The sequence below is a fragment of the Mesorhizobium sp. C416B genome (genome assembly GCF_030323165.1).
Classification (GTDB): domain Bacteria; phylum Pseudomonadota; class Alphaproteobacteria; order Rhizobiales; family Rhizobiaceae; genus Mesorhizobium.
On the sequence record NZ_CP100471.1, the window covers coordinates 3,492,451 to 3,516,353 of the forward strand.

At 62.7% G+C, this 23,903-nt stretch carries 21 protein-coding genes; 13 read left to right on the forward strand and 8 right to left on the reverse strand.

Features of this window, described 5'->3' with window-relative positions; translation table 11 throughout:
• The 6 genes from NLY43_RS16895 to NLY43_RS16920 all read left to right on the forward strand — a co-directional run bounded on the left by NLY43_RS16895 (position 1) and on the right by NLY43_RS16920 (position 5,242).
• The gene (locus NLY43_RS16895; protein WP_023683571.1) at positions 1-657 is read left to right on the forward strand and encodes an amino acid ABC transporter permease; all 657 of its coding nucleotides are present in this window, start codon (positions 1-3) and stop codon (positions 655-657) included.
• On the forward strand, positions 654-1,301 hold the full coding sequence (locus NLY43_RS16900) for an amino acid ABC transporter permease (RefSeq protein ID WP_023711356.1): 648 nt from the start codon (positions 654-656) through the stop codon (positions 1,299-1,301). The genes NLY43_RS16895 and NLY43_RS16900 overlap by 4 nt, the downstream gene beginning before the upstream one ends.
• 68 nt (positions 1,302-1,369) lie before the next feature.
• Positions 1,370-2,458 carry an ABC transporter substrate-binding protein gene (locus NLY43_RS16905; protein WP_023671275.1) on the forward strand — a complete coding sequence of 363 codons (1,089 nt, stop codon included), beginning with the start codon at positions 1,370-1,372 and terminating at the stop codon, positions 2,456-2,458.
• 95 nt (positions 2,459-2,553) lie between these two features.
• Positions 2,554-3,591 (forward strand): ABC transporter ATP-binding protein, encoded by a 1,038-nt coding sequence (locus NLY43_RS16910; protein ID WP_023671274.1) that lies wholly within the window; start codon positions 2,554-2,556, stop codon positions 3,589-3,591.
• A complete protein-coding gene (locus NLY43_RS16915) occupies positions 3,588-4,442 on the forward strand; it encodes an ABC transporter permease (protein WP_023711357.1) in 855 nt (284 codons plus the stop codon). Before NLY43_RS16910 ends, NLY43_RS16915 begins: the two co-directional genes overlap by 4 nt.
• Positions 4,439-5,242: an ABC transporter permease gene (locus NLY43_RS16920; protein WP_023671272.1), complete on the forward strand. Its 804-nt coding sequence runs from the start codon at positions 4,439-4,441 to the stop codon at positions 5,240-5,242. The genes NLY43_RS16915 and NLY43_RS16920 overlap by 4 nt, the downstream gene beginning before the upstream one ends.
• Positions 5,243-5,422: 180 nt before the next feature.
• On the opposite strand, the gene NLY43_RS16925 is transcribed toward NLY43_RS16920, so the two are convergent.
• The 8 genes from NLY43_RS16925 to NLY43_RS16960 form a co-directional block, all read right to left on the reverse strand.
• A complete protein-coding gene (locus tag NLY43_RS16925) occupies positions 5,423-6,151 on the reverse strand; it encodes a hypothetical protein (RefSeq protein WP_050589744.1) in 729 nt (242 codons plus the stop codon).
• A 6-nt stretch (positions 6,152-6,157) separates the two neighbouring features.
• The gene (locus NLY43_RS16930) at positions 6,158-9,535 is read right to left on the reverse strand and encodes an HsdM family class I SAM-dependent methyltransferase (protein WP_023713431.1); all 3,378 of its coding nucleotides are present in this window, start codon (positions 9,533-9,535) and stop codon (positions 6,158-6,160) included.
• Positions 9,536-10,070: 535 nt separating this feature from the next.
• Complete coding sequence (locus NLY43_RS16935) at positions 10,071-11,474, reverse strand: MATE family efflux transporter (RefSeq protein ID WP_023711360.1); 1,404 nt, start codon at positions 11,472-11,474, stop codon at positions 10,071-10,073.
• A 187-nt stretch (positions 11,475-11,661) separates the two neighbouring features.
• Entirely contained in the window at positions 11,662-12,423 is a 762-nt protein-coding gene (locus tag NLY43_RS16940) for an SDR family NAD(P)-dependent oxidoreductase (RefSeq protein WP_023711361.1), read from the reverse strand.
• A 28-nt stretch (positions 12,424-12,451) separates the two neighbouring features.
• Entirely contained in the window at positions 12,452-13,264 is an 813-nt protein-coding gene (locus NLY43_RS16945; protein WP_023693100.1) for an ABC transporter permease, read from the reverse strand.
• A complete protein-coding gene (locus NLY43_RS16950) occupies positions 13,264-14,127 on the reverse strand; it encodes an ABC transporter permease (protein WP_023693099.1) in 864 nt (287 codons plus the stop codon). The genes NLY43_RS16945 and NLY43_RS16950 overlap by 1 nt, the downstream gene beginning before the upstream one ends.
• A 61-nt stretch (positions 14,128-14,188) precedes the next feature.
• Positions 14,189-15,352, reverse strand: coding sequence for an ABC transporter substrate-binding protein (locus NLY43_RS16955; RefSeq protein ID WP_023711362.1), 1,164 nt, complete (start codon positions 15,350-15,352; stop codon positions 14,189-14,191).
• The gene (locus tag NLY43_RS16960; protein WP_023711363.1) at positions 15,333-16,469 is read right to left on the reverse strand and encodes an ABC transporter ATP-binding protein; all 1,137 of its coding nucleotides are present in this window, start codon (positions 16,467-16,469) and stop codon (positions 15,333-15,335) included. The genes NLY43_RS16955 and NLY43_RS16960 overlap by 20 nt, the downstream gene beginning before the upstream one ends.
• A 113-nt stretch (positions 16,470-16,582) precedes the next feature.
• On the opposite strand from NLY43_RS16960, the gene NLY43_RS16965 reads away from it, so the two are divergent.
• The 7 genes from NLY43_RS16965 to NLY43_RS16995 all read left to right on the forward strand — a co-directional run bounded on the left by NLY43_RS16965 (position 16,583) and on the right by NLY43_RS16995 (position 23,852).
• Entirely contained in the window at positions 16,583-17,392 is an 810-nt protein-coding gene (locus tag NLY43_RS16965) for a helix-turn-helix transcriptional regulator (protein WP_023693096.1), read from the forward strand.
• A gap of 94 nt (positions 17,393-17,486) precedes the next feature.
• A complete protein-coding gene (locus NLY43_RS16970) occupies positions 17,487-18,404 on the forward strand; it encodes an AraC family transcriptional regulator (protein WP_023671262.1) in 918 nt (305 codons plus the stop codon).
• Positions 18,405-18,633: 229 nt separating this feature from the next.
• Complete coding sequence (locus tag NLY43_RS16975) at positions 18,634-19,905, forward strand: ABC transporter substrate-binding protein (RefSeq protein WP_023693095.1); 1,272 nt, start codon at positions 18,634-18,636, stop codon at positions 19,903-19,905.
• Positions 19,906-20,002: 97 nt separating this feature from the next.
• Positions 20,003-20,869 carry a carbohydrate ABC transporter permease gene (locus NLY43_RS16980; RefSeq protein WP_023683583.1) on the forward strand — a complete coding sequence of 289 codons (867 nt, stop codon included), beginning with the start codon at positions 20,003-20,005 and terminating at the stop codon, positions 20,867-20,869.
• Positions 20,870-20,880: 11 nt separating this feature from the next.
• Positions 20,881-21,693: a carbohydrate ABC transporter permease gene (locus NLY43_RS16985; protein ID WP_023671259.1), complete on the forward strand. Its 813-nt coding sequence runs from the start codon at positions 20,881-20,883 to the stop codon at positions 21,691-21,693.
• Positions 21,694-21,708: 15 nt separating this feature from the next.
• Positions 21,709-22,755, forward strand: a complete 1,047-nt coding sequence (locus NLY43_RS16990; protein WP_023711364.1) for an NAD(P)-dependent alcohol dehydrogenase — start codon at positions 21,709-21,711, stop codon at positions 22,753-22,755.
• A gap of 2 nt (positions 22,756-22,757) precedes the next feature.
• On the forward strand, positions 22,758-23,852 hold the full coding sequence (locus tag NLY43_RS16995) for an ABC transporter ATP-binding protein (protein ID WP_023711365.1): 1,095 nt from the start codon (positions 22,758-22,760) through the stop codon (positions 23,850-23,852).
• Positions 23,853-23,903: the final 51 nt, after the last annotated feature.

The window sequence follows — 23,903 nt, forward strand, 5'->3', positions numbered from 1 at the left end:
GTGGCTTTTGCCTGGCTCCCAGGTGCTGTGGGCGACATCGCGCGCGGCGCGGCCACGACGATCCTGTTGATCGTCGTGACCACGCTCGTGGGCACGCTGCTCAGCATCCTGGGCGCTGCCGGCCGGCGCAACGGCCCGGTATTCGTGAAGCGCGCCATCGCGGTGTATGTCGAGGTGATGCGCAACACGCCGTTCCTGGTGCAGCTGTTCTTCATCTTCTTCGGACTGCCCAGCCTCGGCATAAGGCTCGATCCGATCCTGGCAGCCATGTTGGCAATGACGCTCAACATGGCGGCCTACACCATTGAAATCGTCGGCGCCGGTCTCGATGCCGTGCCCGGCGGACAGACGGAAGCCGCCTTGGCACTCGGGCTTCGGCCACGCCAGGTGTTTGTCAAGATCGTGCTGCCGCAGGCGCTCAAGGTGATCTATCCGGCGCTGACCAGCCAGATCGTCATCATGATGCTGGAATCGGCCGTGGTGTCGCAGATCGCCGTGCGCGAGCTGACCTATGAGGCCGACATGCTGCAAGCCCGCACCTTCCGGTCCTTCGAAACCTATTTCGTCGTGACCCTGGTCTACCTCGTCCTGTCCATGGCCTTGCGCCGGCTGCTGGTCACAGGCGGGCGCCGCGTGTTGGGGGCAGGTGTCACATGATCGAATTCACCCTCTGGGACATCGTTCGCAATCTGCTGCTCGCCGCCCGCTGGACGGTGCTGTTGTCACTGGCCGCCTTCGTCGGCGGGGCGCTGGTCGGGCTGATCGTGCTGTTCTTCAGGATCGCAGAGAATAAATGGAGCCAGCGGGTCGCTTCCGGCTACATCGCCCTGTTCCAGGGAACGCCGCTGTTGATGCAGCTGTTCCTGATGTTCTTCGGCCTGCCGATGCTCGGCCTGCGCATCGAGCCATGGACGGCAGCGGTGCTCGGCCTGACCTTCTTCGCCAGCGCCTATCTGGCCGAGATCTGGCGCAGCGGCGTCGATGCGCTGCCGCTGGGACAGTGGGATGCCGGCGCCAGCCTTGGCCTGCACCGTCTGCAGGAGCTCCGGCTGATCATCCTGCCGCAGGCGTTCTCGATCACAAGGGCGCCGATCGTCGGCTTCCTGGTGCAGTTGATCAAGTCGACGGCGCTGACCTCGATCATCGGCTTCGAGGAGTTGGTCAGAACCTCCAACGCCATCAACAACGCCACCTTCGAACCGTTCAAGGTCTACGGGCTGGTGGCGCTGATCTTCTTCGTCATGTGCTTTCCACTGACGCAATACGCCCGTACGCTCGAACAACGAGCGGCGGCCCACTGACGTCAGGCGGCGACAGTGCGTGAAGGGAACCTGCCGGAATAGAACGGCATCAACTGAGGAGAAACCAGATGAACAGACTGATTGGAAAATCCCTGACACGGCGCGGCGTGCTTGGTGCGGGCCTCGCTACAGCCGGCGTGCTCGCCATGCCGTCGATCCTGCGCGCGCAGGACAAGTCGCTGAAGGTCGGCGTCTATGGCGGCTACTTCAAGAAATCCTTTGACGAGCACGTCTTCCCAGATTTTACCAAGGCCACCGGCATTGCAGTGGAATCGGTCGCCGAGCCGACCGGCGAAGCCTGGCTGGTGCAGCTCGAACAGGCGTCCAAGGCAGGCCAGGCGCCGGCCGACCTTTCGATGATGTCGCAGACCTCGACGCTGAAGGGCCAGTCGACCGAATTATGGACGCCGCTCGATACGTCGAAGTTCAAGCACTACAACGACCTCTTGCCGCGCTTCGTCAACAAATATCCGGATGGCCGGGTCGCCGGCATCGGCGCCGTCGCCTGGTGGATCACGCTGGTCTCCAACACCGATGTCTACAAGGATGCGCCGACCTCATGGGAGACGCTGTGGGACAAGGCCAATGAGGACAAGCTTGGCCTCCTGGCGCTTGCCTCGAACTCGTTCCTGCTCGAAGTGACAGCCAAGACCTTCATGGGCGGCACCAATGCGCTCGACACCGAGGACGGACTGAACAAGGCGTTCGAAAAGCTCGCCGAGCTCAAGCCGAATGTCCGGCTGTGGTATCGCGACGAGGCGCAGTTCGAGCAGGCGCTGAAGTCGGGCGAGATCCCGATGGGCCAGTATTATCACGACGTCACCGGCCTCGCGGTCGCCGACGGCTTCCATGTCCGCTCGACCTTCCCGAAGGAAGGCGGCATCCAGGATTCCGGCAATTGGGTGCTGTCGCGCGCCTCGACCAAGGTCGACGAGGCGCATGCCTTCATCGACTATATGAGCCAGCCGTCGATGCAGGGCCTGATGTCGCGCAAGGTCGGCACCACGCCGACGCTGAAGAAAGAGGTGCTCGACCTCAAGCCGGAAGAGTTCGCCGCGGTGTCGTCGGATATCGATCCGATCATCCCGCGCTATGACCTCTATACGTCGAAGGCCGACTGGATCAACCAGAAGTGGACCGAGCTGATCGTCGGCTGAGCCGCCCGTTCCGCTTGAAAACTGATCGGCCGCCGGATTTCCTCCGGCGGCCATTTCCTGGAATTGCTCCAGCGCACAGCCTGAGAGGGATGAGCATGTCCGGACTAGATATCAACGCCGTCACCAAAAAATTCGGCAACTTCGCCGCCGTCGACAATGTCCAGCTCAACGTGCCGCATGGCACGTTCGTGTGTCTGCTCGGCCCATCGGGCTGCGGAAAGACCACGCTGCTGCGCATGATTGCCGGACTGGAGGAGCCGACCAGCGGCGCCATCGTGCTCGACGGCGAGGACATCACGCCTTTGCCGACGCACAAGCGCAATCTCGGCATGGTGTTCCAGTCGCTGGCCCTGTTTCCGCATCTCTCTGTTGGCGACAACATCGCCTATGCGCTGCGCATTCGCGGCGCCTCGAAGGAGGAGCAGAAGAAGCGCGTCGACGAGTTGCTGGGCCTGATCCATCTGACCGGCTTTGCCGACCGCCCGGTGGCCAAACTGTCGGGCGGTCAGCGCCAGCGCGTGGCAATTGCACGGGCCTTGGCGCTGTCGCCGAAACTGTTCCTGCTCGACGAGCCGCTGTCGGCGCTCGACGCCAAACTGCGCGAGGCCATGCAGGTGGAACTGCGCCAGTTGCAGCAGCGGTTGGGCATCACCACCATCGTCGTCACACACGACCAGCGCGAAGCCATGACCATGGCCGACCTGGTCGTCGTCATGGGCCACGGCAGAATCCTGCAGGCGGCGCCGCCGATCGAGATCTACCGCAAGCCGGCCGACGCCTTCGTCGCCGACTTCATCGGCATCACCAATCTGCTGCCGGCCGAGATCGACAGCACCGGGCGTACCACCATTCTGGGCACAGCCATTCCAGGTCTTGCCATGCCGGCGGGTCAGACCAAAGCGTCTGTTTCGGTCCGCCCGGAGGACGTGCATCTGGGCAGCCCCGGCGGCTCGGCCATTACCGGCGAGGTGAGTTTCGTTCGCGATCTCGGCGGCACCATCGAGACCTTCGTCGACGTCGGCGGTACCAGCATCATTGCGGTAACGACGCCGCGCGAGCGGCATGACGTGCCGGTCGGCGCCAAGGTCGGCGTAACATTGCCACCGGCAAGCTGCGTGGTGCTCGGCGCATGAGACGCGAAGCCCCGAAGTCGATAGCCGACTACACGCCGCTGTTCTTTCCGGCGCTGATGCTGGTCGTCTTCTTCGTCGTGCCGTTCTCGACGATGATCGCGGTCAGCTTCTTCAAACGCAACCCGTCCGGTTTCTACACGCCGGACTTCGTGTTCGACAATTACGCCCGCTTCCTGTCGGTGTTCTTCGGCGGCGTGCTCGGCTTTTCGCTGATGCTGGCGGTGCTGGTCGCCGTCTGCTGCGTCGCCATCGCCTTCCCCTTCACCTACCTTTTGACCCGTCGGCCGCGCCGCGTGCAGACGCTGTGGCTGGTCGGTCTGTTATCGGTGCTATCGCTGTCTGAGGTCATCATCGGCTTTGCCTGGTCGACGCTGTTTTCGCGCACCGCCGGCATCACCAATTTGTTCGTGGCGATCGGGCTGATGGACAAGCCGGTGGCGCTGCTGCCGACCTTTGGCGCGGTGCTGACCGGCATGGTCTACCAGGCGCTGCCCTATACGATCCTGGTGCTGTACCCCGCCCTCGTGCGCCTCGACCCGACATTGCTCGAGGCAGCGCGCACGCTCGGCGCCTCGCCGATCCGCGCCTTCTTCAACGTCGTCGCGCCGGCGCTCCGCAACACCATCGTGGCGACGCTGATCATGGTCTTCGTGTTCGCCCTCGGCTCCTATCTGCTGCCGCAGATTCTGGGACGGCCTCAACACTGGACGCTGTCGGTGTTGATCACCGACCAGGCGATCTACCAGTCCAACATGCCGTTCGCGGCCGCAATGGCGGTGTTCCTGGTGCTGATCTCGCTGGCGCTGGTCGGATTGACACTGCTCGTCGGACGAAGGGAGAACGCCCTATGACCGCGACCTTGCTGCGCCGTGTCTATTTCACCATCGTCGCGCTGTTCCTGGCGGCGCCGCTGATCGTCGTCGCCGGCGTGTCGGTCAATTCGCGCCAGGAGCTCTCCTTCCCGCCGGTCGGTTTCTCGCTCGCCTGGTACGCCCAGATCTTCACCGATCCGGAATGGCGGCTGGCGCTGATCCATTCGGTGACGCTGGCCGTCTGCTCGGCGGCCATTGCCGTGGCGGTCGCGCTGCCGCTGGCTTGGTTCCTGTGGCGGCGCATCGCGCCATGGGCGAACATCTTCCAGGTGCTGGGGCTTGCCCCCTTCATCCTGCCGCCGGTCATCACCGCGCTCGGCTTCCTCTCCTTCTGGGCGACGGTCGGGCTGTTCGGCCAGTTCTTCACCGCCATAATCAGCCACGCCATCTTCTTCGTGACGCTGCCGCTGGTGACGCTGTCGCTGGGCTTTGCCTCGATCGACCGCTCGCTGGTCGAGGCTGCGGCGACCATGGGCGCCGATGACCGCACAGTGCTGAAAACCGTGGTGCTGCCGTTGATCCTGCCCTACCTCGTCTCGGGCTACGCCTTCGCCTTCGTCTTGTCGCTCAACGAATACATCGTCGCCTACATGACGATCGGCTTCACCACCGAGACGCTGCCCATCAAGATCTTCAACGCGCTGCGCTACGGCTACACACCGACCATGGCTTCGGTGTCGGTGTTCTTCGTCGCGGTGGCGGCACTGGTGTTCGGCTCGATCGCCAGGTTCGGCGATATACGCAGGCTGCTCGGCGCGATGTCGTCGGACGGGAGCTGATTGCATTCATGCGATAGCACCTCTAGAGAATTGGTCAGGGCTCCAACGCCATCAACAACGTCACACCTTCGAACTGTTCAGTGGTCGGCCTGCCCGCTCGGGTGGCGAAGTGCAGTGTCACCGCAATCTTTGAATGAGCCAAAGGAAACTAGCGCGGAAAAATCCTCGAGCAGCTCCATCTCAAGTTGATGACCGGAGGTCGACCCAAAAGTGATGAAGTTCAAAGGGTGATACCGCACCTAACCGGGTCAGATCATGTGACGCAAAATGCAGTACTGAGGATCCGGAAAATGGACCGGGTTTAGGGAGTGCCGTGAGGCCTGCTTGAGCGAGTTGTTGCGTCACTTCACTCCAGATCGGATGGACATCCATCGACTGAACATAACCGATCATGGCACCTCCGATGTCGTCCTTTCCATAGAGGTGAGATTGATCGACAAATCGGTTGACCCCATGGGCGACATAGTTCGCGTTCAATGCCCATGTTCCGATCGCCTGACCTAGGCGCTTGCACTCGACGACGTATGCCCGTGTCGCGCGACCAAGATCCTCTGCCTGATCGTCCTGAAAGCTCCACTGAAAGTCTGGGCGCTTATTCTCACGCGGCGTTCTTTCTGGGTCGTCCGGGCTCGGTTGATTATTGGCCTCAGCCATTGGCGCGAGTGTCCATGTATGTTCGTGGCTCAGTGTCGGGCGCGGAAGCATATTGAATAGCGCCTTCTGCCTTTCAGCGGCAATGCGATGCATTCGGAAAAACAGATCACGGTTGAGATCGTTTTCGCACGAGGTGCCGAAGCCGCTGTCGTCCGCCGCAGCCGCGAGACTCTCAAGGCCCGCACGAACAACATCCTCGACCTTCTCGACGAACGAGGGCCACAAATTGATCGCAATAGCGGCCAACCCGGTCATTCGCGGTCACCCATTGGCACGCGAAGCCAGCTGAAAGAATAACGCTTCTGCGTCCTCACGCGCAGTGCTCGCGGTCCATAGTCGTCGTGCATTTTGTTTGATGATGATAAAACTGTCTGCCGATACTGTCCTGATAGCGCGCTTCGTGTAGAAAGCCGGCGAGAGCGGTTGGTCAAGAGCCTTTGCGCAACGCGCGACGACGGATCGCCAAAAGTCGGCGTCCTGCTTCTTTTCGCTCTGCGGACCGGTTAGGGCAAACACGACCGCGATCGCGTCTCGCGCCGGCGAGGCAATCGCCTGCCAATGCAGCTCGGAACTCTTTGGCAGTTGGGCGTTCCAGGTATCCAAAAACGCACGGAGATAAGGCTGCAATCCTTCGCGTATCGGGGCCTCCGGGAGATCCGCGAGGGTTCCATGTGCGACTTCGGGGAATGACAGACGGTTTGTCGATTTCGCTTCCGCCCCCTTCCAGTACAGGTCGTGGCTCTCGGCCCAGAAGTCTTCCACTAAGTCCCGCTCTGCCTCAGATAACTCAAACAAGTCGAAAATGGCGTTGTCGAGCTGGCATACCCACGGCTCTTCGGATTCTTTGTGGGGAAGAATGTCGAATAGGCCAGATGTCGAACGGGTTACCGGTGGAAGTTCGCGCAGCTGATCTACCGCCCGCACGATGCGTGCTGCCGCGTTGTTGTGTTCCGATCTGGACATGCCCCAGGAGGGCCTGAGCCGAACAGGAACGCGCAGCAGGTCGCGCGCCGTCACCTTGTCATGCCATCCGCCCCAGCTTCCAGCAGTCATGAACAGAAGATATCGACCAAGCGACGACCACAGCACACCGAGGGCCAGTTTCGCCTCGGTTTCAGACAGATGCGGTAGCGGAATGCAATAAAAGCTGTGGCGGAACGAGAATCCCTGGCTTTCGAGCCGGGCAACAGGGCCGATCGGTTCTCTGACGCCATGGGTGATAACCAGACGCTGCCCGTCATAGATTCGCTGATCGGGATCCCGCTTGATTCCAGTCGGCGGCGGGAGAAACCAGCTGTCGTCTAAAGGACCAAAGCGCTGAACCTTTCTGTTATTAAGCTCAAACAGGACCGCGAGCCTCCCCGTCGGCGCGGTGCTGCCACGCTGCCAGCCGTAGCGAGACTTCGGCTCCGTACCCTTGACGACCTCCCCAAGCGACCGCTCGAGCATAAGTCTGGACACCAACGCGGCATCGTGATGCCCGCCCCACCAGAAGACTTTCCAAAGATGATCTCCGTCTGCCAGGTCGCGTTGCGCCACGACCCGCCGGTCGAGCGGAACGGCGGCGATGGACCGCAATCGCTCGACGGGCCCCGCCCGCCTCGCATTCCAGAGCACCACCCTCTCATCAGGGGACGGCGACCGGTTCTCGGCCAAAAGAAATGCGAAGGGCGCAACAGCCTTGGCGAAAAATACGCGCCGCACATGCGCCATGTTCACAACCTGCCTGAGCGTCGCGCGCTCAAGGAGAGACTGGCGAAACCCTCTGCTGGTATCCCGGTCGTTCCAGAATATCTTCATGCCGATGAGCAGGCCAAGGGTCCCGCCTTCCCGAAGCATCGTGAGGGCGCGATGAATGAACAACTGGGAATACGATCCCTCGCCAGCGGGGAATTTGAATGCGGCGGCCCAAAGGCGGGGAATTGACTTCTCGGAGGGCGCCTCTTGCCAGGGAGGATTCCCAACCACCACGTCGAAGCTGGCGAGAGAGAGATCTAGTGTTCCGCCGCTGGCGAGTAAGCGCCTGTCATCCGCACGGCCTTTATAAGCCTTGTTGGCCTTTACACGCTCGGTAAGGAGCTGCTGCTCGTCAACGGTAAGGGCAAACGCGTCCGAGACCAGCAAAATGCCATAGTGGCTCTCGCCGCGCATGCCACTGTGCAGGAGATGGGGCAGCGGACCGCCCGAGGCGATGTCGGGCGGCTCCTGTTGGTCCAGCAGCGCTAGATATAGGCTAAAGGCTGCTACGCGTGCGGCCTCCGCATTTATCTCCACCCCGAAGATGCGATGCCGCAGAATATAGCGTAACTCGTCGGGCGACAGCTTTCGCTTTCGCTCCTGTGCTTCGTAGCGAACGATCCGCCGAAAGGCCTCCACGAGGAAGATGCCCGATCCGCAGGCCGGATCAAGGATCGTCGGTTTGAGCGCCAGACACGCTGGCGTCAGGGTGCGGCGCAGCGCATCATGAACAAGGTTTGCGGGCGTATAGTGAGTACCGGCGCCGTGCTTAAGCTCGTCTCCCTCAGGCGCATCCTCTTTAAGCACCTCCTCAATGTGTTCGACGATGAGGGATGTCTTCGACTTAGAATGAAAGTCTCGGCTGCTTTCACCTTGCCCCGAGGCGGCCTTGTCCCTCGTCTTTTGACTGAGGGAGTCGTGATAGAATTGCTCGTAGATGCTGCTGATAAGTGCGAGTGGAACTACTTCGAAATCATAGGCCCAGAAAAAGAGGGGCTGCTGCCCGGCTTGTATTTCTCCAAGAAGAAATGCCCGTAGCAGCTGCAACGCGGCATGATCGAACCTTTTCTCCCGTGCCTCTCCAAGCGCAAACAGGTCACCGTTGAAATCTTGAGCCAAGCTCTCGAACAAAGCGTGCGTGAAGCCGGCATCGCGGAGCACCCTGTCATACAGACGCTGCTTTCCCGGTGGGCCAAGCACGGGTATGACACCCTCGGCGTTGAGCGCACGCTGCCAGGCAACGTGTCTGCCAGCCACCCGCTCAAAATAACCTCGCGTCAGTACTCCGCGATCCTCCAAATACCGCACGAGGATGGATCGACCGATGAGCGCGTGGGCCTCAGCCATAGACAGGCCCGTCGACTCCAACTGCGCACGCACATGCCTCAGGTCCTCGATGAGCCGGCGGTCAGCACGCGCAGGTGCAGAACCGCCCACTTCCATCAGCCCCTGCAGATCGGGACCGTATCCGTCGATTTCTTGCGTAAGGCTAAGCACGTCGGCAGCCGAGGACAGCACCCGCCACGGGTCTTTTGGGGGACTTCCGCGCCTGGGCGGCAAATCGAGATCGTAGATGCGAAGCTCGTCCGGAAGCGCCACGAACAGGCAACGCGGCTCTGACATGCACCAAGCACGTCGATAAAGCTCACCCAGAGCTGCTTCATCCGGCGCCTTGCGGGCGTCAGTGAACACCGCGACCGGATCGCCGCGAACGAAGAGCACCTTTTCGGCTCCAAGTCTCTCAGCGAGGCCCAGCCATTCGCCGAGGTCAGTCCAGCGCTCAACGGAGCTGTCGTGTTCGCGAAGCGCACCGGGTTCTGACACCGCATCAAGGAGGTCATCCGACCGGTCCGAAAAGCTACTGTATATCTGATCAAGGAGCGCACGGCCTTTGCTATCCACAGCGTGCCCCCATCGCGATCTGCATGGCTCGGTGTTCCATCAGACGGGGCCCCATTCAGGAATATGGGCGGCGTGCTCAGCGGTCTGCATCATGTCCGGTCCGCAGCACGCGCGGGAGCGCAAATTGTTTCGTTTCCGTCGCATCCAAGAGGCGAACGAGGGCTTATTCCACGAGAGCCCCGGCTTGTGCCACTGCGTGAGATCTCAATGGCTATGGTCTTCGCATCTAAGCTGACGGAAACCTCACTTTGGAAGATATGCTGATATGCTGCACCACTATGCACGACTACGGCAACGAAGGGAATCCCGTTCCTGAGCCGCGCCTATGCTGTTCGGAACTTTGCGGCTGGTAAACAGCGCAAGACGCGGATCGTTCAGGGCTCAGCCACAGCCAAAGATGCGGAGACGGCCTAAAGGCGAGATCAGGATGACCGATTCGGGCGCTTGGCGGACGGGTTTCGCAGGCCGATCAGAAGGCGCCGTCGGACGAACCACAGTGGAAGGACATCACGCCGGCAACCACCGGCTGTCCGTTTCAATGCCCGAACACCAGTGGCGGCGCCAGTCGGTCCCGCCGCAGCCAGCGTGCGAGCAGCAGCACCGCCACCACCGCCAGGCCCGACGCCAGGCCGATCCAAATGCCGACGCCGTGCAGGCCGAAATGGAAGGCGAGCAGCACGCCGAGCGGCAGGCCGATGCCCCAATAGCCGATGGCGGCATAGATCATCGGCAGCTTGGTGTCGTGCAGGCCGCGCAGCATGCCGGCGGCAACGGCCTGCGCGCCGTCGAAGATCTGAAACAGCGCGGCAAAGGCCAGGAACGACACGGCCAGCGCGATCACCCTGGCGTTCGCCGGATCGGTCATGTCGATGAAGGCGCTGATCAACAGATGCGGCCACAGCACCATCACCAGCGCCATCAGCGCCATGGACGAGACGCCGATGACGAAGGCGGTCCAGCCGGCGCGCGAAACGCCTGCCGGATTGCCGGCGCCGTGGGCCAGCCCGACGCGCACGGTGACGGCCTGGTTGAGACCGAGCGGCACCATGAAGGAGATCGAGGCGATCTGGATTGCGATAGCGTGCGCGGCGAGCGAATCCGCATCGATCAGGCCCATCAGCAGGGCTGCTGCATTGAAGATCGTCACCTCGAAGGCGAGGATGCCGGCGATCGGCATGCCGAGCCGCAGCAGACCCTTGAAACGCGGCCAGTCGGAGCGCCAGAAGCGACCAAACAGGCGGTAGCGGCGGAACTTCTTCTCCAGCATCACCACGGCTGCCAGGCCGCAGAACATCAGCGTGCTCGACAGGGTGGTCGCCAGCCCCGAACCGGCAATGCCCATCGAGGTGACGCCGAGATTGCCAAACATGAACACCCAGTTGAAGAAGGCGTTGCAGGCGACGGCGACGAAGACGATGATCAGCGCCCAGCCCGGCCGCTCCAGCGCCGAGATGAAGGAACGCAGCACGATATAGCCGTAGAAGGGCAGCACCGCCCATTCCAGCCAGCGCAGATAGATGCCGGCCTGATGTGCCAATGCCGGCTCCTGGCCCATGGCCAGCAGAATGGCCTCGCCATGCCACAGCACCATCCAGATCGGGATCGAGATCAGGATCGCCAGCCACAGCCCTTGCCGCACGGTGCGGCGCAAATCGCGCACCGAATAGCGGCGGCGGCCAAGCTCGGTGGCGATCATCGGCGAGGTCGCCAGCATCAGGCCGAGGCCGAAGATCAGCGGCATGAAATAGAGGTTGGCGCCGAGCGCGCCGCTGGCCAGCGTGTCCGCGCCCAGACGCCCCATCATCATGACGTCGGTGGCGGTCATCGCGGTCTGGCCGAGATTGGTGAGCACCATCGGCCAGGCCAGCGCCAGCGTCGCCCTGATTTCCTGACGCCAAAGATTTTCCGGCGCACGAGCGCCGGCTTCGATCGCAGACATTGTCCTGCTCTTTCCGATTGCGGCGCGTCGGCAACGAGGCCGGAAGCCGCACTTCCAAACGGCAAAACCTTCGGTTTCGCAGCGTTTGCGTCGTTCTATTGGACGAAATGCGGCATGAAGGCAAGGGAGGACGGGCAGCCGGCGATTGAGCCAGAAGCGGGAACCCTCCTATCCGGCTGCCCTTGGATCAACCGATGCTTTCGCCACCGTCGATCACCAGCGCCTGGCCGGTCATGAAGGATGAGCGGTCGGAAACGAGGAACAGGATCGCTTCGGCGATCTCCTCGGCGCTGGCCCAGCGGCCCATCGGAATCCTGGTGCGGACATAGGTTTCGATCGCCTCGCGTCCGCCCATCTGGGCGATGAACGGTTCGTTGAAGGGGGTGTCGACCCAGCCGGGGCAGAGCGCGTTGACGCGCACATTGTGCCGGGCATAGTCGAGCGACATCTGCCTGGTCATCGCCACCACGGCATGTTTGGACGTGGCATAGGCGATCATCTCGCGGTCGTAGAAGACGCCCGAATTCGAAGCCGTGTTGAGGATGACGCCGCCGCCTTGCGCGACCATTGCCGGCATGACCAGCCGCGCGGCCAGAAACTGCGCCCGTACATTGATGCGCCATGACGCATCCATACCATCGACCTCGACCTCGGTCAGCGTGCCGCCGACCTGGATGCCGGCGTGATTGTGCAGAATGTCGATGCGGCCATACTTGCCGAGAGTGCCTGTGATGAGCTTCTCGACCGCGGCGTCGTCAGAGACGTCGGTAACAACGGCCTCGGCCTGCCCGCCCACTGCCCGGATGTCCGCCGCCGTGGTCTCGCCGCTGGCCAGATCCCGGTCGGCGATGACCACCAGCGCGCCTTCCCTGGCCATGATCATGGCGCCGGCGCGGCCGATGCCGGAACCGGCGCCCGTCACCACGGCGATGCGGTCTTTGAGGAGCATGAATTTGTCTTTCAGCTGGATGGCTTGTTCAGTTTGACGGCTGGCGCTGGCGCAGCTGCCATTGGGCAAGCACCACCAGAAGAACCGAGGCGACGAGCACGATGGTGGCGATGGCGTTGATTTCCGGCGTCACGCCGCGCCGGATCGAGGCGAAGACATAGATCGGCAGCGTCGTCTGCGCGCCGGCGACGAAGAAGGCGACGATGAAATCGTCGAAGGAGAAGGTGAAGGCGAGCAGGAAGCCGGCGATCATCGCCGGCATGATCTGCGGCAGCACGATCGAGCGAAACGTCGTCAGCGGCGTGGCGTAGAGATCGCTCGAGGCCTCGACCAGGTTGCGGTCGAGGCTGGCGAGACGCGTGCCGACAATCATCGTTACCAGCGCCATCGAAAACAGGCCATGCGCGGCGATGATCGATCCATAGCCGAGCGACAGGCGTGGCGGCTGGTCGTTTGGCCAGATCGAGGCGAGGAACGGGTTGAGCACGCCAAACAACTGGACCAGCGCGACGAGCGTCGAGATGCCGATGACGACGCCGGGAACGACGATCGCGGCACCCATCAGCGCGTCGAAGACGGCGCGGGTTCTGGGCCCGACCCGCGCCAGGCCGAGTGCGGCTGCCGTGCCGCACACCGCCGCCAGAAGCGCGCTGGTGGTGGCGATGAACAGGCTGTTCTTCAATGCCTCGACCAGGAACGGGTTCGACAGCGCCGTGCCGTACCACTGCACCGAAAAGCCGGTGAACTCGCTGGCATGGCGGCCGGCGTTGAAGGAAAACAGCACGACCAACGCAATCGGCAGATAGAGGAAGGCGAAGACGGCTGTGACGAAGGCGCGCATCAGATCAGATCCACCCTGCGGGCGCCCGACACCCGTGTCGAAATGCGGTTTGCCGCGATCAGCACCACCACCGAAACCGCCACCAGCGTGATGGCGATGGCCGATCCGAACGGCCAGTTGCGCGACTGCAGGAACAGGTCGACCAGCGCGTTGCCGATGAAGAACACCTTGCCGCCGCCAAGCAGGGTCGGGATCAGGTATTCGCCAAGCAGCAGGATCATGACCAGTGAGAAGCCGGTCATGACGCCCGGCAGCGACAGCTTCAGCGTCACCCCCAGAAAGGTTGAGAGCGGGGTCGCGCCGAGATCGGCGGAGGCTTCCAGCAGCCTTCGGTCGAGCCGCTCGAGACTGACATAGATCGGCAGGATCATGAGGGGCAAATAGCCATAGACGATGCCGAGCAGCACGGCGCCCGGCGTGTTGATCAACCTGACATCCTCGATGCCGACAAAGGCCAGCAGTGCGGGAATGCCGCGTCCGCCCAGAATGTACATCCAGGCGTAGGTGCGCATCAAAAGGCTGGTCCAGAACGGAATGACGACGAGCGCAAGCAGGATCAGCCGCCAGCGTTGCGGCGCCTTCAGGGCAAGGTAGTAGGCGACGGGGTAGGCGACGAGCAGGCAGGCAAGCGCGCCCACCGGCGCCAGCATCATCGTGTTCCAGAAGGCAGTCGCCCGCGCCGGGAGGTTGGCATATTGCGCCAGCGTGAAGGCGGCCTGGTAGCCGCCCTCCGGCGCCCGCTCGCCGACGCTGAACACGGCAATGGCGACGAACGGCAACACCAGAAACACCACCAGCCACGCTGTAGCCGGAGCGAGCAGCAGCGCTGTCAGGATGTTATACCGAAATCTGTTGCCGTGCATAGAAACCGCCCCGATGCCGGCGGACATAGGCCCACCGGTTTCCGTTTGCGTCAGGCCGGCCTCAAGCCGACTTGAAGCGCGCCATCAGCTCGGCGCGGCCGGGATCGGTCAGCGTCGCCGCCGCACCGAATTCCAGCGGTGTCAACAGGTCGGCCGCCGGATAGAGGATCGGATTGTCCAGCACTTCCTTGGGCAGCAGCTTGTTGACGCGTGCGTCGGTCGACGGCGCGCCGTTGGCCAGATGCTCCTTCACCGCGACCTCAGGGGTCATCAGATAGTTGAGCAAGGCATAGCCGGCCGGCTTGTTCGGCGCGTCCTTCGGGATGGCGTAGAAATCGGTCCAGATTTCGCCGCCCTCCTTGCCCAGCACATAGGCGATCTCCGGGATATCGCGATGCAGCTGTGCGCCGTCATTCGTCCAGCACATGGTCATCCAGGCGTCGCCCGCCCGCATGCCCGGCTGGTAGTCGGACGAGACCGCGAACAGATGCGGCTTGACCTTGAGCAGCAGCTCCTCGGCCTTGGCGAGTTCGTCCTGCTTCAGCGAGTTGAAGGAATAGCCGTGATATTTCAGCGCGTTGCCGATTGTGGTTAGCTGGTAGTCGTGGACCATGGTGCGGCCATCGCCCTCGGCCATGGCGACGTCCCAGAATTCCTTCCAGCTGGTCATCGGCTTGGCCAGCTTCTTGGTGTTGACGGCAAAGCCCGTGGTGCCCCAGTTCTTCGGCACCGCGTAGGTCGTGCCGTCGATCGTGCCTTCCGAGGTGAAGCGCGGGTCCTCCTGGGAGCTGTCGAAATTCGGCAGCTTGGCCATGTCGAGCGGATCGATGATGCCGAGTTTCTTGTAGGTCGAGATCGTGTAGTTGGTCGGCACGAACAGGCTCCAGCCCGAGGCGCCGGCCTGCAGCTTGGCCAGCATCTCCTCATTGGAGCCGAACACGTTGACCTCGACGGCGACGCCGGTGTCCTTCTTGAAATTCTCGAAGGTCTGCGGGTCGTGATAGTTCGGCCAGGTGGCGATCGACATGCGGTCGCCGAGGTTTTCGGCGGCGAAGGCCGGCGTCGGCATGATGCCGAGCTCGCGCGCCATCACCGCGGTTGCGATGCCAAGGCCGGTGAGGCGGAGGAAGTCGCGGCGGCCGATCGAGCCGCGCTTCAGGCGCATCAGCTGGTCGACGAAGTTCTCAGGGCTAATCGGCAGTCCGTCACGATATGATTTCGACATTTTTTGCTACCCTCTGGTTGGTCCCGTTGTTCTTGGTCTCCGGAAACGCCAGCGGCGTCCCGGAGGCAAAGCCGATGGCGACGGGTTCACCCGGCTTGAAGAGGTTGCCATGGCCGATCACATGGTCGGCCTTGGCCAGCAGCGTTCCGATGCCCTGCACCTCGATGGCGTATTCCGCCGTCGAGCCCAAGAAGATCCGGTTGCGCACGATGCCCTTGAAAGGGCTGCCTTTGGTGTCGCCGAGGCTTAGCGATTCAGGACGCAGGCTGACAGAAACGGTCTCGCCCTGCTGCAAGGCGGTTCGTTTGCGCGCGGCAATGACGGTTCCGTCCGCCAGCGCCACATTGACAAGATCGCCTGTATGCCCGGCAACCTTGCCGCTCAACAGATTGGTCTTTCCGACGAAGTCGGCGACGAACAGGTCGGCCGGCTCGTCATAGATCTCGCTCGGCTGGCCGAGTTGTACGATGCGGCCGCCATTCATGACGCAGACGAAGTCGCTCATCGACAGCGCTTCCTCCTGGTCGTGGGTGACCAGCACGAAGGTGATGCCGATCTCGCGCTGCAGGTTCTGCAACTCGATCTGCATGTCGGTGCGCAGTTTCTTGTCGAGCGCCGCCAGCGGCTCGTCGAGCAACAGCACCGCCGGCTTGTTGACCAGTGCGCGCGCCAGCGCGACGCGCTGCTGCTGGCCGCCGGAGAGTTCGTGGATCTTGCGGCGGCCATAGCCGGCGAGCCGCACCATTTCGAGCGCCTCGCCGGCGCGCCGGCCGATTTCCTGCGACGACAGGCGTGGCCGTGCCTGGCGCAGCCCGTAGGACACATTGGCTTCCACATCGAGGTGCGGAAACAGCGCGTATTGCTGGAACACCATGTTGACCGGCCGACGATAGGGTGGCGTTCCGGCCATGTCCCGGCCACGGATGAACACCTGGCCTTCGCTCGGCTGCTCGAAGCCGCCGATCATGCGCAGGCATGTGGTCTTGCCGCAGCCGGACGGTCCGAGAAGGGCGACAAAGGCGGAGGGCGGCACAGCCAGATCGATGCCGCTGACAGCGGTCACGGCGCCATAGCGCTTGGTGAAGCCGCGAAACTCGATGTCGGGCACTGCGGTCAAAGTGCTGGCTCCAGCAACAGGGCTATTTCAGGACGCTACCAGAGCCAATGGCGGCTAGTATATACCTCGCTGGTGGTATATCTGATCTATTTTCTCGTTTAAGGGGGTATATTTTGAGCGCATCTCGCAGCGACGAATACAGCCGGCTCGCAGCCCTTGTCGCGGCGACACGGGAGACGAGCGGCGACCTATTCGGCAAGGCAATGGTCGGCTGGTTGAGCCAGCATGTCGGCTTCGACCACTGCGTGATCTTCGGTTACCGCGGCGCCTCGCGACCGCCGCTGCTGTTCGAAACCTTCTCGCCGGCCGAGAGCCATGTCTTCGTCACGCTCTATCAGGAAGGACCTTATCTGCTCGACCCATTTCATCACGCGGCGGTGGAGCGCAAGGAGGGGTTCTGGCGCATGCGCGAACTGGCGCCCGACCGCTTCTATGCCAGCGAGTATTTTCGCACCTACTATAGCCAGACAAGGCTGGCCGAGGAGGTCGGCTTCTTCGTGCCGCTGCCCGGCAAGGATGCCCTGGTGCTGTCGCTGATGCGATTGCACGCCTCGGGTCCCTTCGGCACCGCCGATGCCAGGCTGCTGCGCGACATGGCGCCGGCGGTCATCAACTTCGCCCGGTTGCGCTGGCCCGCACTTGCGGCCGAGGAGCAGGACGAAGCGGAGCAGGGCGAGACGATCGCCGCCGTCAACGAGTTCGACCGCGCCCACATTTGGGAAAGCCTGTCGCTGACCCCGCGCGAAAAGCATGTCGTCGATCTGGTGCTGCAGGGGCATTCCACCGAGTCGATCGCGAGAGCCATGCGCATCGTGCCGGGAACGGTGAAGGTTCATCGCCGCAACATCCATCGCAAACTCGGCATCAAATCCCAGGCCGGGCTGTTCGCCCGCTTCATCGAGATCATCGAGAGCCGGCGTTGAAATCGCTGAGGCAGACATCGTTCACTTGCGGGCAACAGACTGCTACGGATTACCCGAAACCAGTCGCTTCCTCATACGCCCCGGAGAGCAGACGATGGCATTCAGGCGCAGAAAGAACACGGCCGCGATCCCTCGCACGGTGCCGGCTTTCGAGCACATCGTCACCGAGGCGAGCGACAGTTTCCTGTGGCGGCTCGACGACTATCCCTGGGAGCGCAATGTCTGGAATTTTCATCCGGAATACGAGATCCATCTCCTGAGGAAGTCTTCCGGGGTCGCGCTGGTCGGCGATCACATCGGCGAATTCGGGCCGGGCTACCTGAGCATCGTCGGCGGCGGGCTGCCGCATGACTGGGTGACATCGGTGCAACCCGGCGAGCTGATCGAAGGACGCGACATCGTGCTGCAATTCGATCCGCAGCGGCTGCGCGGCTCGGCGGGACTGCTGCCGGAGCTGCGCGAACTAGAACCGTTCCTGGAGCGATCGCTGCGCGGCATCGTCTTCCATGGCCGCGCCGCGCTCGACGGCGCTGCGCTGATGGAAAGGATGGGCACCGTGCACGGGCTCGCCCGGTTTTGCCTCTTCCTCGAACTGGTCGATCTGCTGGCCAGGACCGACGAATACGAGCTTTTGTCCTCGCCGGATTTCTCACCCGCGCTCGACGCAACCTCGCTGGACATCATCCAGCGCACGCTGACCTATCTCTTCCAGCACTTCGCCGAGGACCTGAAGCTGCCGGAGGCGGCGGAGCTGGCGGGGATGAGCGAAAGCACGTTTTCGCGCTTCTTCCAGAAAAACACCGGCAACAGTTTCAGCGACCACATCGCCAAGCTCCGGCTCTGGCAAGCCTGCAAGCTGCTGGCGGACACCGATATTCCGATCACCGACATCTGCTTCCAGGTCGGCTACATGAACATCTCCAACTTCAACCGCGCCTTCCTGCGCAAGCACCGGATGACGCCGTCATCCTACCGCAAGCTGTCGAAGCAGCGGATGACGATGCGCGCCTGAAAACCGGCCTTCCTCACTCCATCGGTACTCATGTGACAGAGGCCGTGCAGGCGAGCCGGATTTTGCAGCGCACAATGCATAAAAGTACAGGTCTGCTGCAACGGGGCTTCTAGCGCGGCCTTTAGCAACTCCTCATTTTGGCGATGGGTGGCTTGTCGCTCGGGCGATGGCGAGGATCGCGCAACCGAAGACTTCCGCTTCCTGCGACTGTTCCTGGAGGAGAAAATCAATGAAACCAATTCGGCTCGCTGCGAGCATAAGCGCAGCTTTCATGCTTACCACGACCCTCTCGACCATGGCGCTGGCGGCGCCGGTCTGCTCGGCGCCGGTCAAGGTGCTGGCGCAACCGCGTGACGGGCTGACGCTGCTGGAAGCGTCCAAGGACGAGTTCCAGAAACTGGCCGGCGCCAGCTTCCAGATCGACTATCTCAACGAGAACGACCGCCGGGCAAAGTCGCGCGCCGATGCGTCCACGGTCGGCAACTACAACGTCTACTATGTCGACGAAGCCAATGTCGCGCTGTTCGCCTCGTCGAAATGGATCGTGCCGCTCACCGACTATTACCCGGCTGACTACGACTACGCCGATTTCGACCCGGGCCGGCAGAAGGTCGCCACCTATGACGGCAAGGTGTGGTTCGCGCCGCTGACCGGCGGCGGCGACCTGATGGTCTACCGCAAGGACATTCTGGAAGCCGCCGGCATCCAGCCGCCGAAGACGCTGGACGAGTTGATCGCCGACGTGCCGAAGCTGACCGATCCCGACAAGGGCATGTACGGCATCGCGCTGCGCGGCGCGCGTGGCTCGGGCGCCAATGTCTGGCGCTGGATGCCGTTCTTCAAGGCCTATGGCGGAAAATGGTTCGACGGTGACAAGCCGGCTTTCAACTCCGAGGCCGCGGTCAAAGCGACCGAGACGTATCTTAAACTGTTCAAGGATTCAGCGCCCGGCACGCAGACCGGCAGCTGGGATGAATCGACCGGCGCCTTCCTGTCGGGCCAGGTTGCCATCTTGGTCGAATCGACGCCACTGTCGGGCATGGCGGTCGACCCGAAGACCTCGCAAGTGGTCGGCAAGATCGGCTTCCTGCCGCCGCCCTCGCCACTGACCGGCGGCGGCTACGGCCACGGCCTCGCCATCGCCGCCAAGGCCAATGCCGATGACGCCGCGAAGCAATGCGCCGGCCTGTTCATCGCCTGGGCGACGTCGAAAGAGAACGAGAAGCGCCGGCTCGACGCGCACCAATTCGGCGAGCTCAACCGCACCAGCGTGCTGTCCAGCAAGGAGTTCGCCGACATCTATGGCGCCGATCTCGGCCAGGCGCTTGCCGATACCGGCAAGGTGACGGCGGTGAACTTCTGGCAGGATCCGCGCTGGCCGGATCTCGGCGACCGCTGGGGCATCATCCTGGAAGAGCTGGTCACCGGCACGCGCACCGACGTCAAGGGCGGCCTCGACGAACTCGAGGCCTACGCCAACGAGCTGGTGAAGAAGAAGTAATCCTCCCGCCCGCGGCGCGCGGTCCACGGCATTCGACCGGATGCCGGGACCTGTGCGCCGCGGGTCTCTCCAAAAGGGCACAGCCCGAGGATAGGCAATGCGCCGACGCTCTTCCCTGCCCGTGACGTTTCTGGTTCCGACGCTCGCCATTCTTCTGGTGCTGTCGATGGTGCCGACGCTGTACGCCATCGTCATTGCGCTGCAGAACCGCGAGCTGAGCTCGTCGGACTATTCCTGGGTCTGGCTGTCGAACTTCATCGACCTGTTCGCCGACCGGCGTTTCCTCAACGCGGTCTGGGTTTCGGTGAAGTGGGAAATCGTCACCGTGGTGGCGACGATGATGGTGGCGATCGGGCTCGGCGTGCTGATGTTCGAAGTAGCGTCGCCGCGGCTGCGCAACATCTACTGCCTGCTGTTCATCATCCCGGTGCTGTTGCCGCGTGTCTCGGCGGCCTTCGTGTGGAAGTTTGCCTATCATCCGCTCTACGGCATCGCCACCTATCCCTACAGGCTGATCACCGGCGGGCTGATCTTCGACCCGCTGTCGAAGCCGTCGACGGCCCTGTTTGCCGTCGCCTCGGTCGATGTCTGGCAGTGGGGACTGTTCTTCGCGGTCATCGTGCTGAAGCTTCTGGAGACCTTGCCGCCGCAGCCGATCGAAGCGGCGCGGCTCGACCACGCCAAACGCTGGCAGATCCATGCCTATGTGACCTTGCCTATGCTGAAGGCGCCGCTGATCAGCCTGATGTTCGTCAAGATGATCGAATCGCTGCGCTCCTTCGACCTGATTTATGTGATGACGCGCGGCGGGCCGGGCGTGGCGACCGAGACGCTCGACATGTACGCCTTCTCGCAAGGCTTCATCGAATCCGGCAAGGTGTCCTATGCCTCGGCCATGGCGGTGCTGATGATGATCGCGACTGTCATCACCTTCACCATGCTGTGGAAGCGGGTGCAGGCATGAGGCCGTATCGCATGAGACCGGGCCGCCTTATCGGGAAGATCATCCTGGCCTTCGCCGGCTTCATGGCGGTGTTTCCGCTCGCCTGGACGGCGGTCAATTCGCTGAAGAACAATGTCGACATCATCACCCGCGTGCCGCGCCTGGTGTTTACCCCGACCTTCGACAATATCAGCTACATCATCGGCCGCGACAGCGTAATGACCGGTCTCTATAACTCGGTCATTTCCTGCGGCGTCGCCGTGCTGATCGGCGTCATGCTCGGCCTTCCGGCAGCCTATGCGGTGGCGCGCTATCCCAATCGCTTCGCTGGCGACATCCAGTTCTTCGTGTTGTCGCTGCGCTTCCTGCCCCCGGTGGCAGTCGCCATTCCGCTGATGGTGATCTGGCTGCAGATCGGGCTCTACGACACCTTGCCGGCGCTGATCGTCACCTATTCGCTGCTCACCATCTCGGTGATCATGTGGCTCGCCATTCCCGCCTTCCAGGCCGTGCCGAAGGAAATCGAGGAAGCCGCTTTCGTCGACGGCTACGGCGCTTACTCGGTGTTCTGGCGCATTGCGCTGCCGGTAGCGGCGCGCTCGCTGATCGGCGCCGTCGCCTTCAGCTTCGTGCTGGTGTGGAACGAATTCCTGATCGCGCTGATGCTGTCCAGTTCCAACGCCAAGACATTGCCGATCGTCGCTTCCGAACTTTCACAGCAAGGCATGAACGTGCCGTGGGGAATCCTCAACGCCTCGGTCGTGCTGTTGTCGCTACCGCCGCTGCTGTTCCTCGGCGTGCTCAGCGGCTTCCTGAATTCCGTTTTCCGGCAAAAAAAGACTTGATGCGAGGACTTACCTATGCGGGCACTGGTGCTTGAGAAAAAAGGCGAACTGTCGCTGCGCGAGATCGCGCTGCCGCTCGACGTCGGACCGGGCGATGTCAAGATCGCCATCCACACGGTCGGCGTCTGCGGCAGCGACGTGCACTATTACACCCATGGCGCCATCGGCAGCTATGTCGTGCGGGCCCCGATGGTGCTCGGCCACGAAGCCGCGGGAACGATCGTCGAGATCGGCGCCAATGTCGGCACGCTGAAGGTCGGCGACCGCGTCTGCATGGAGCCGGGCGTGCCGAACCTGTCGTCGCGCGCGACCAGGCTCGGCATCTACAATGTCGATCCCGATGTCAGCTTCTGGGCGACGCCGCCTGTGCATGGCGTGCTGGCGCCCTATGCCGTGCACCCGGCCGCCTTCACCTACAGACTGCCGGACAATGTCACCTTCGCCGAAGGCGCGATGGTCGAACCCTTTGCCATCGGCATGCAGGCGGCGCGCCGCGCCCGCATCGTGCCTGGCGACGTCGCCGTCGTCGTCGGCTGCGGCCCGATCGGCATCATGATCGCGCTGGCGGCGCTGGCCGGCGGCTGCTCGAAGGTGCTGATCTCCGATTTTTCCGCACCCAAGCTCAAGATTGCCGCGCAATATCCCGGCATCGTGCCGGTCAATATAGGTGAGCAATCGCTGGTCGACGCAGTCTCCGCCGCGACCGACAATTGGGGCGCGGATATCGTGTTCGAGGCGAGCGGCAGCCCGAAGGCATTCGCCGACCTGTTCGATGTCGTGCGGCCGGGCGGCGCGGTGGTGCTGGTCGGACTGCCGGTCGAACCGGTCAGCCTCAACGTTCCGGCGGCGATCTCCAAGGAAGTGCGCATCGAGACGGTGTTCCGTTACGCCAACATCTTCGACCGCGCGCTGCAGCTGATCGCCTCGGGGAAGGTCGACCTCAAGCCGCTGATCACCGGCACTTATGATTTCTCGGACAGCATCGAGGCCTTCGAGCGGGCGGCGCAAGGCAAGCCGCAAGACGTCAAGCTGCAAATCCTTCTTACCGGCGAGAAGGGCTGACCATGTCCGCGATCGTTTGCTCCCATGTCGACAAGGCTTACGGCGCCACCACCGTCATCCTCGACCTCAATCTCTCGATCGAGGAGCACGAATTCGTCGTATTCCTCGGCCCGTCCGGCTGCGGCAAGTCGACCTTGCTCAGGATGCTGGCCGGGCTGGAGGATATCAGCGGCGGCGAAGTGTCGATCGGCGGCAGAGTGGTCAACGATCTCGAGCCCGGCGAGCGCGGCATCGCCATGGTGTTCCAGAACTATGCGCTCTACCCGCATATGACGATCTTCGACAACATCGCCTTCGGACTCAAGCGGCAGAAGGTTTCGGCGGCCGAAATAAAGAAGCGGGTCCAAGCGGTGGCAAAGACGCTCGGCCTCGAACCTTACCTCGCCCGCAAACCGACCGAGCTTTCCGGCGGGCAGCAGCAGCGCGTAGCGATTGCGCGCGCCATGATCAAGACGCCGAAAGTGTTCCTGTTCGACGAGCCGCTGTCCAATCTCGATGCCAAGCTGCGCAACCATATGCGGGTCGAAATCGCCCGGCTGCATCAGTCGCTGAAGACCACTACCGTCTATGTCACCCACGACCAGCTCGAAGCGATGACGCTGGCCGACCGGATAGTGCTGCTCAGGGATGGCGTCATCGAACAGATCGGCTCGCCGGCCGAGATCTATCGCCAGCCGGGCAATCTGTTCGTCGCCGGCTTCATCGGTACGCCGAACATGAATTTCATCGACGTGGCCGTCGGGCGGAAGGACGAACGCTGGACGCTGACAGGCGGCGGCTCGACCTTCTTCATAGAAGGCCTGGGCTTCGATCTGCGCGGCGTCCATCGCGCCGTGCTTGGAATCCGACCGCCGGACCTGAAGACCGCCGGTGCTCAGAGCATCAATCTTCTGCAAGGCACCGCCGACCTCATCGAGTTCCACGGCAATGACGCGCTGGTGACGTTCGCCTGCGGCGGCAAGGAGGTCGGCGCGTTGGTATCGGCCCGCGAATGCCCGGCGTTGCGCGCGCCTGTGCGCTACACATTCGAGGAGGAGAGCGTGCATCTGTTCGACGCGGCGACCGGCGCATCCTTGCGCCGGCGAGAGGAGGCCTAGATTTGGTACGCAATTCCGGACGGAAAACCGTTTCACGCTTTTCCTGGAATT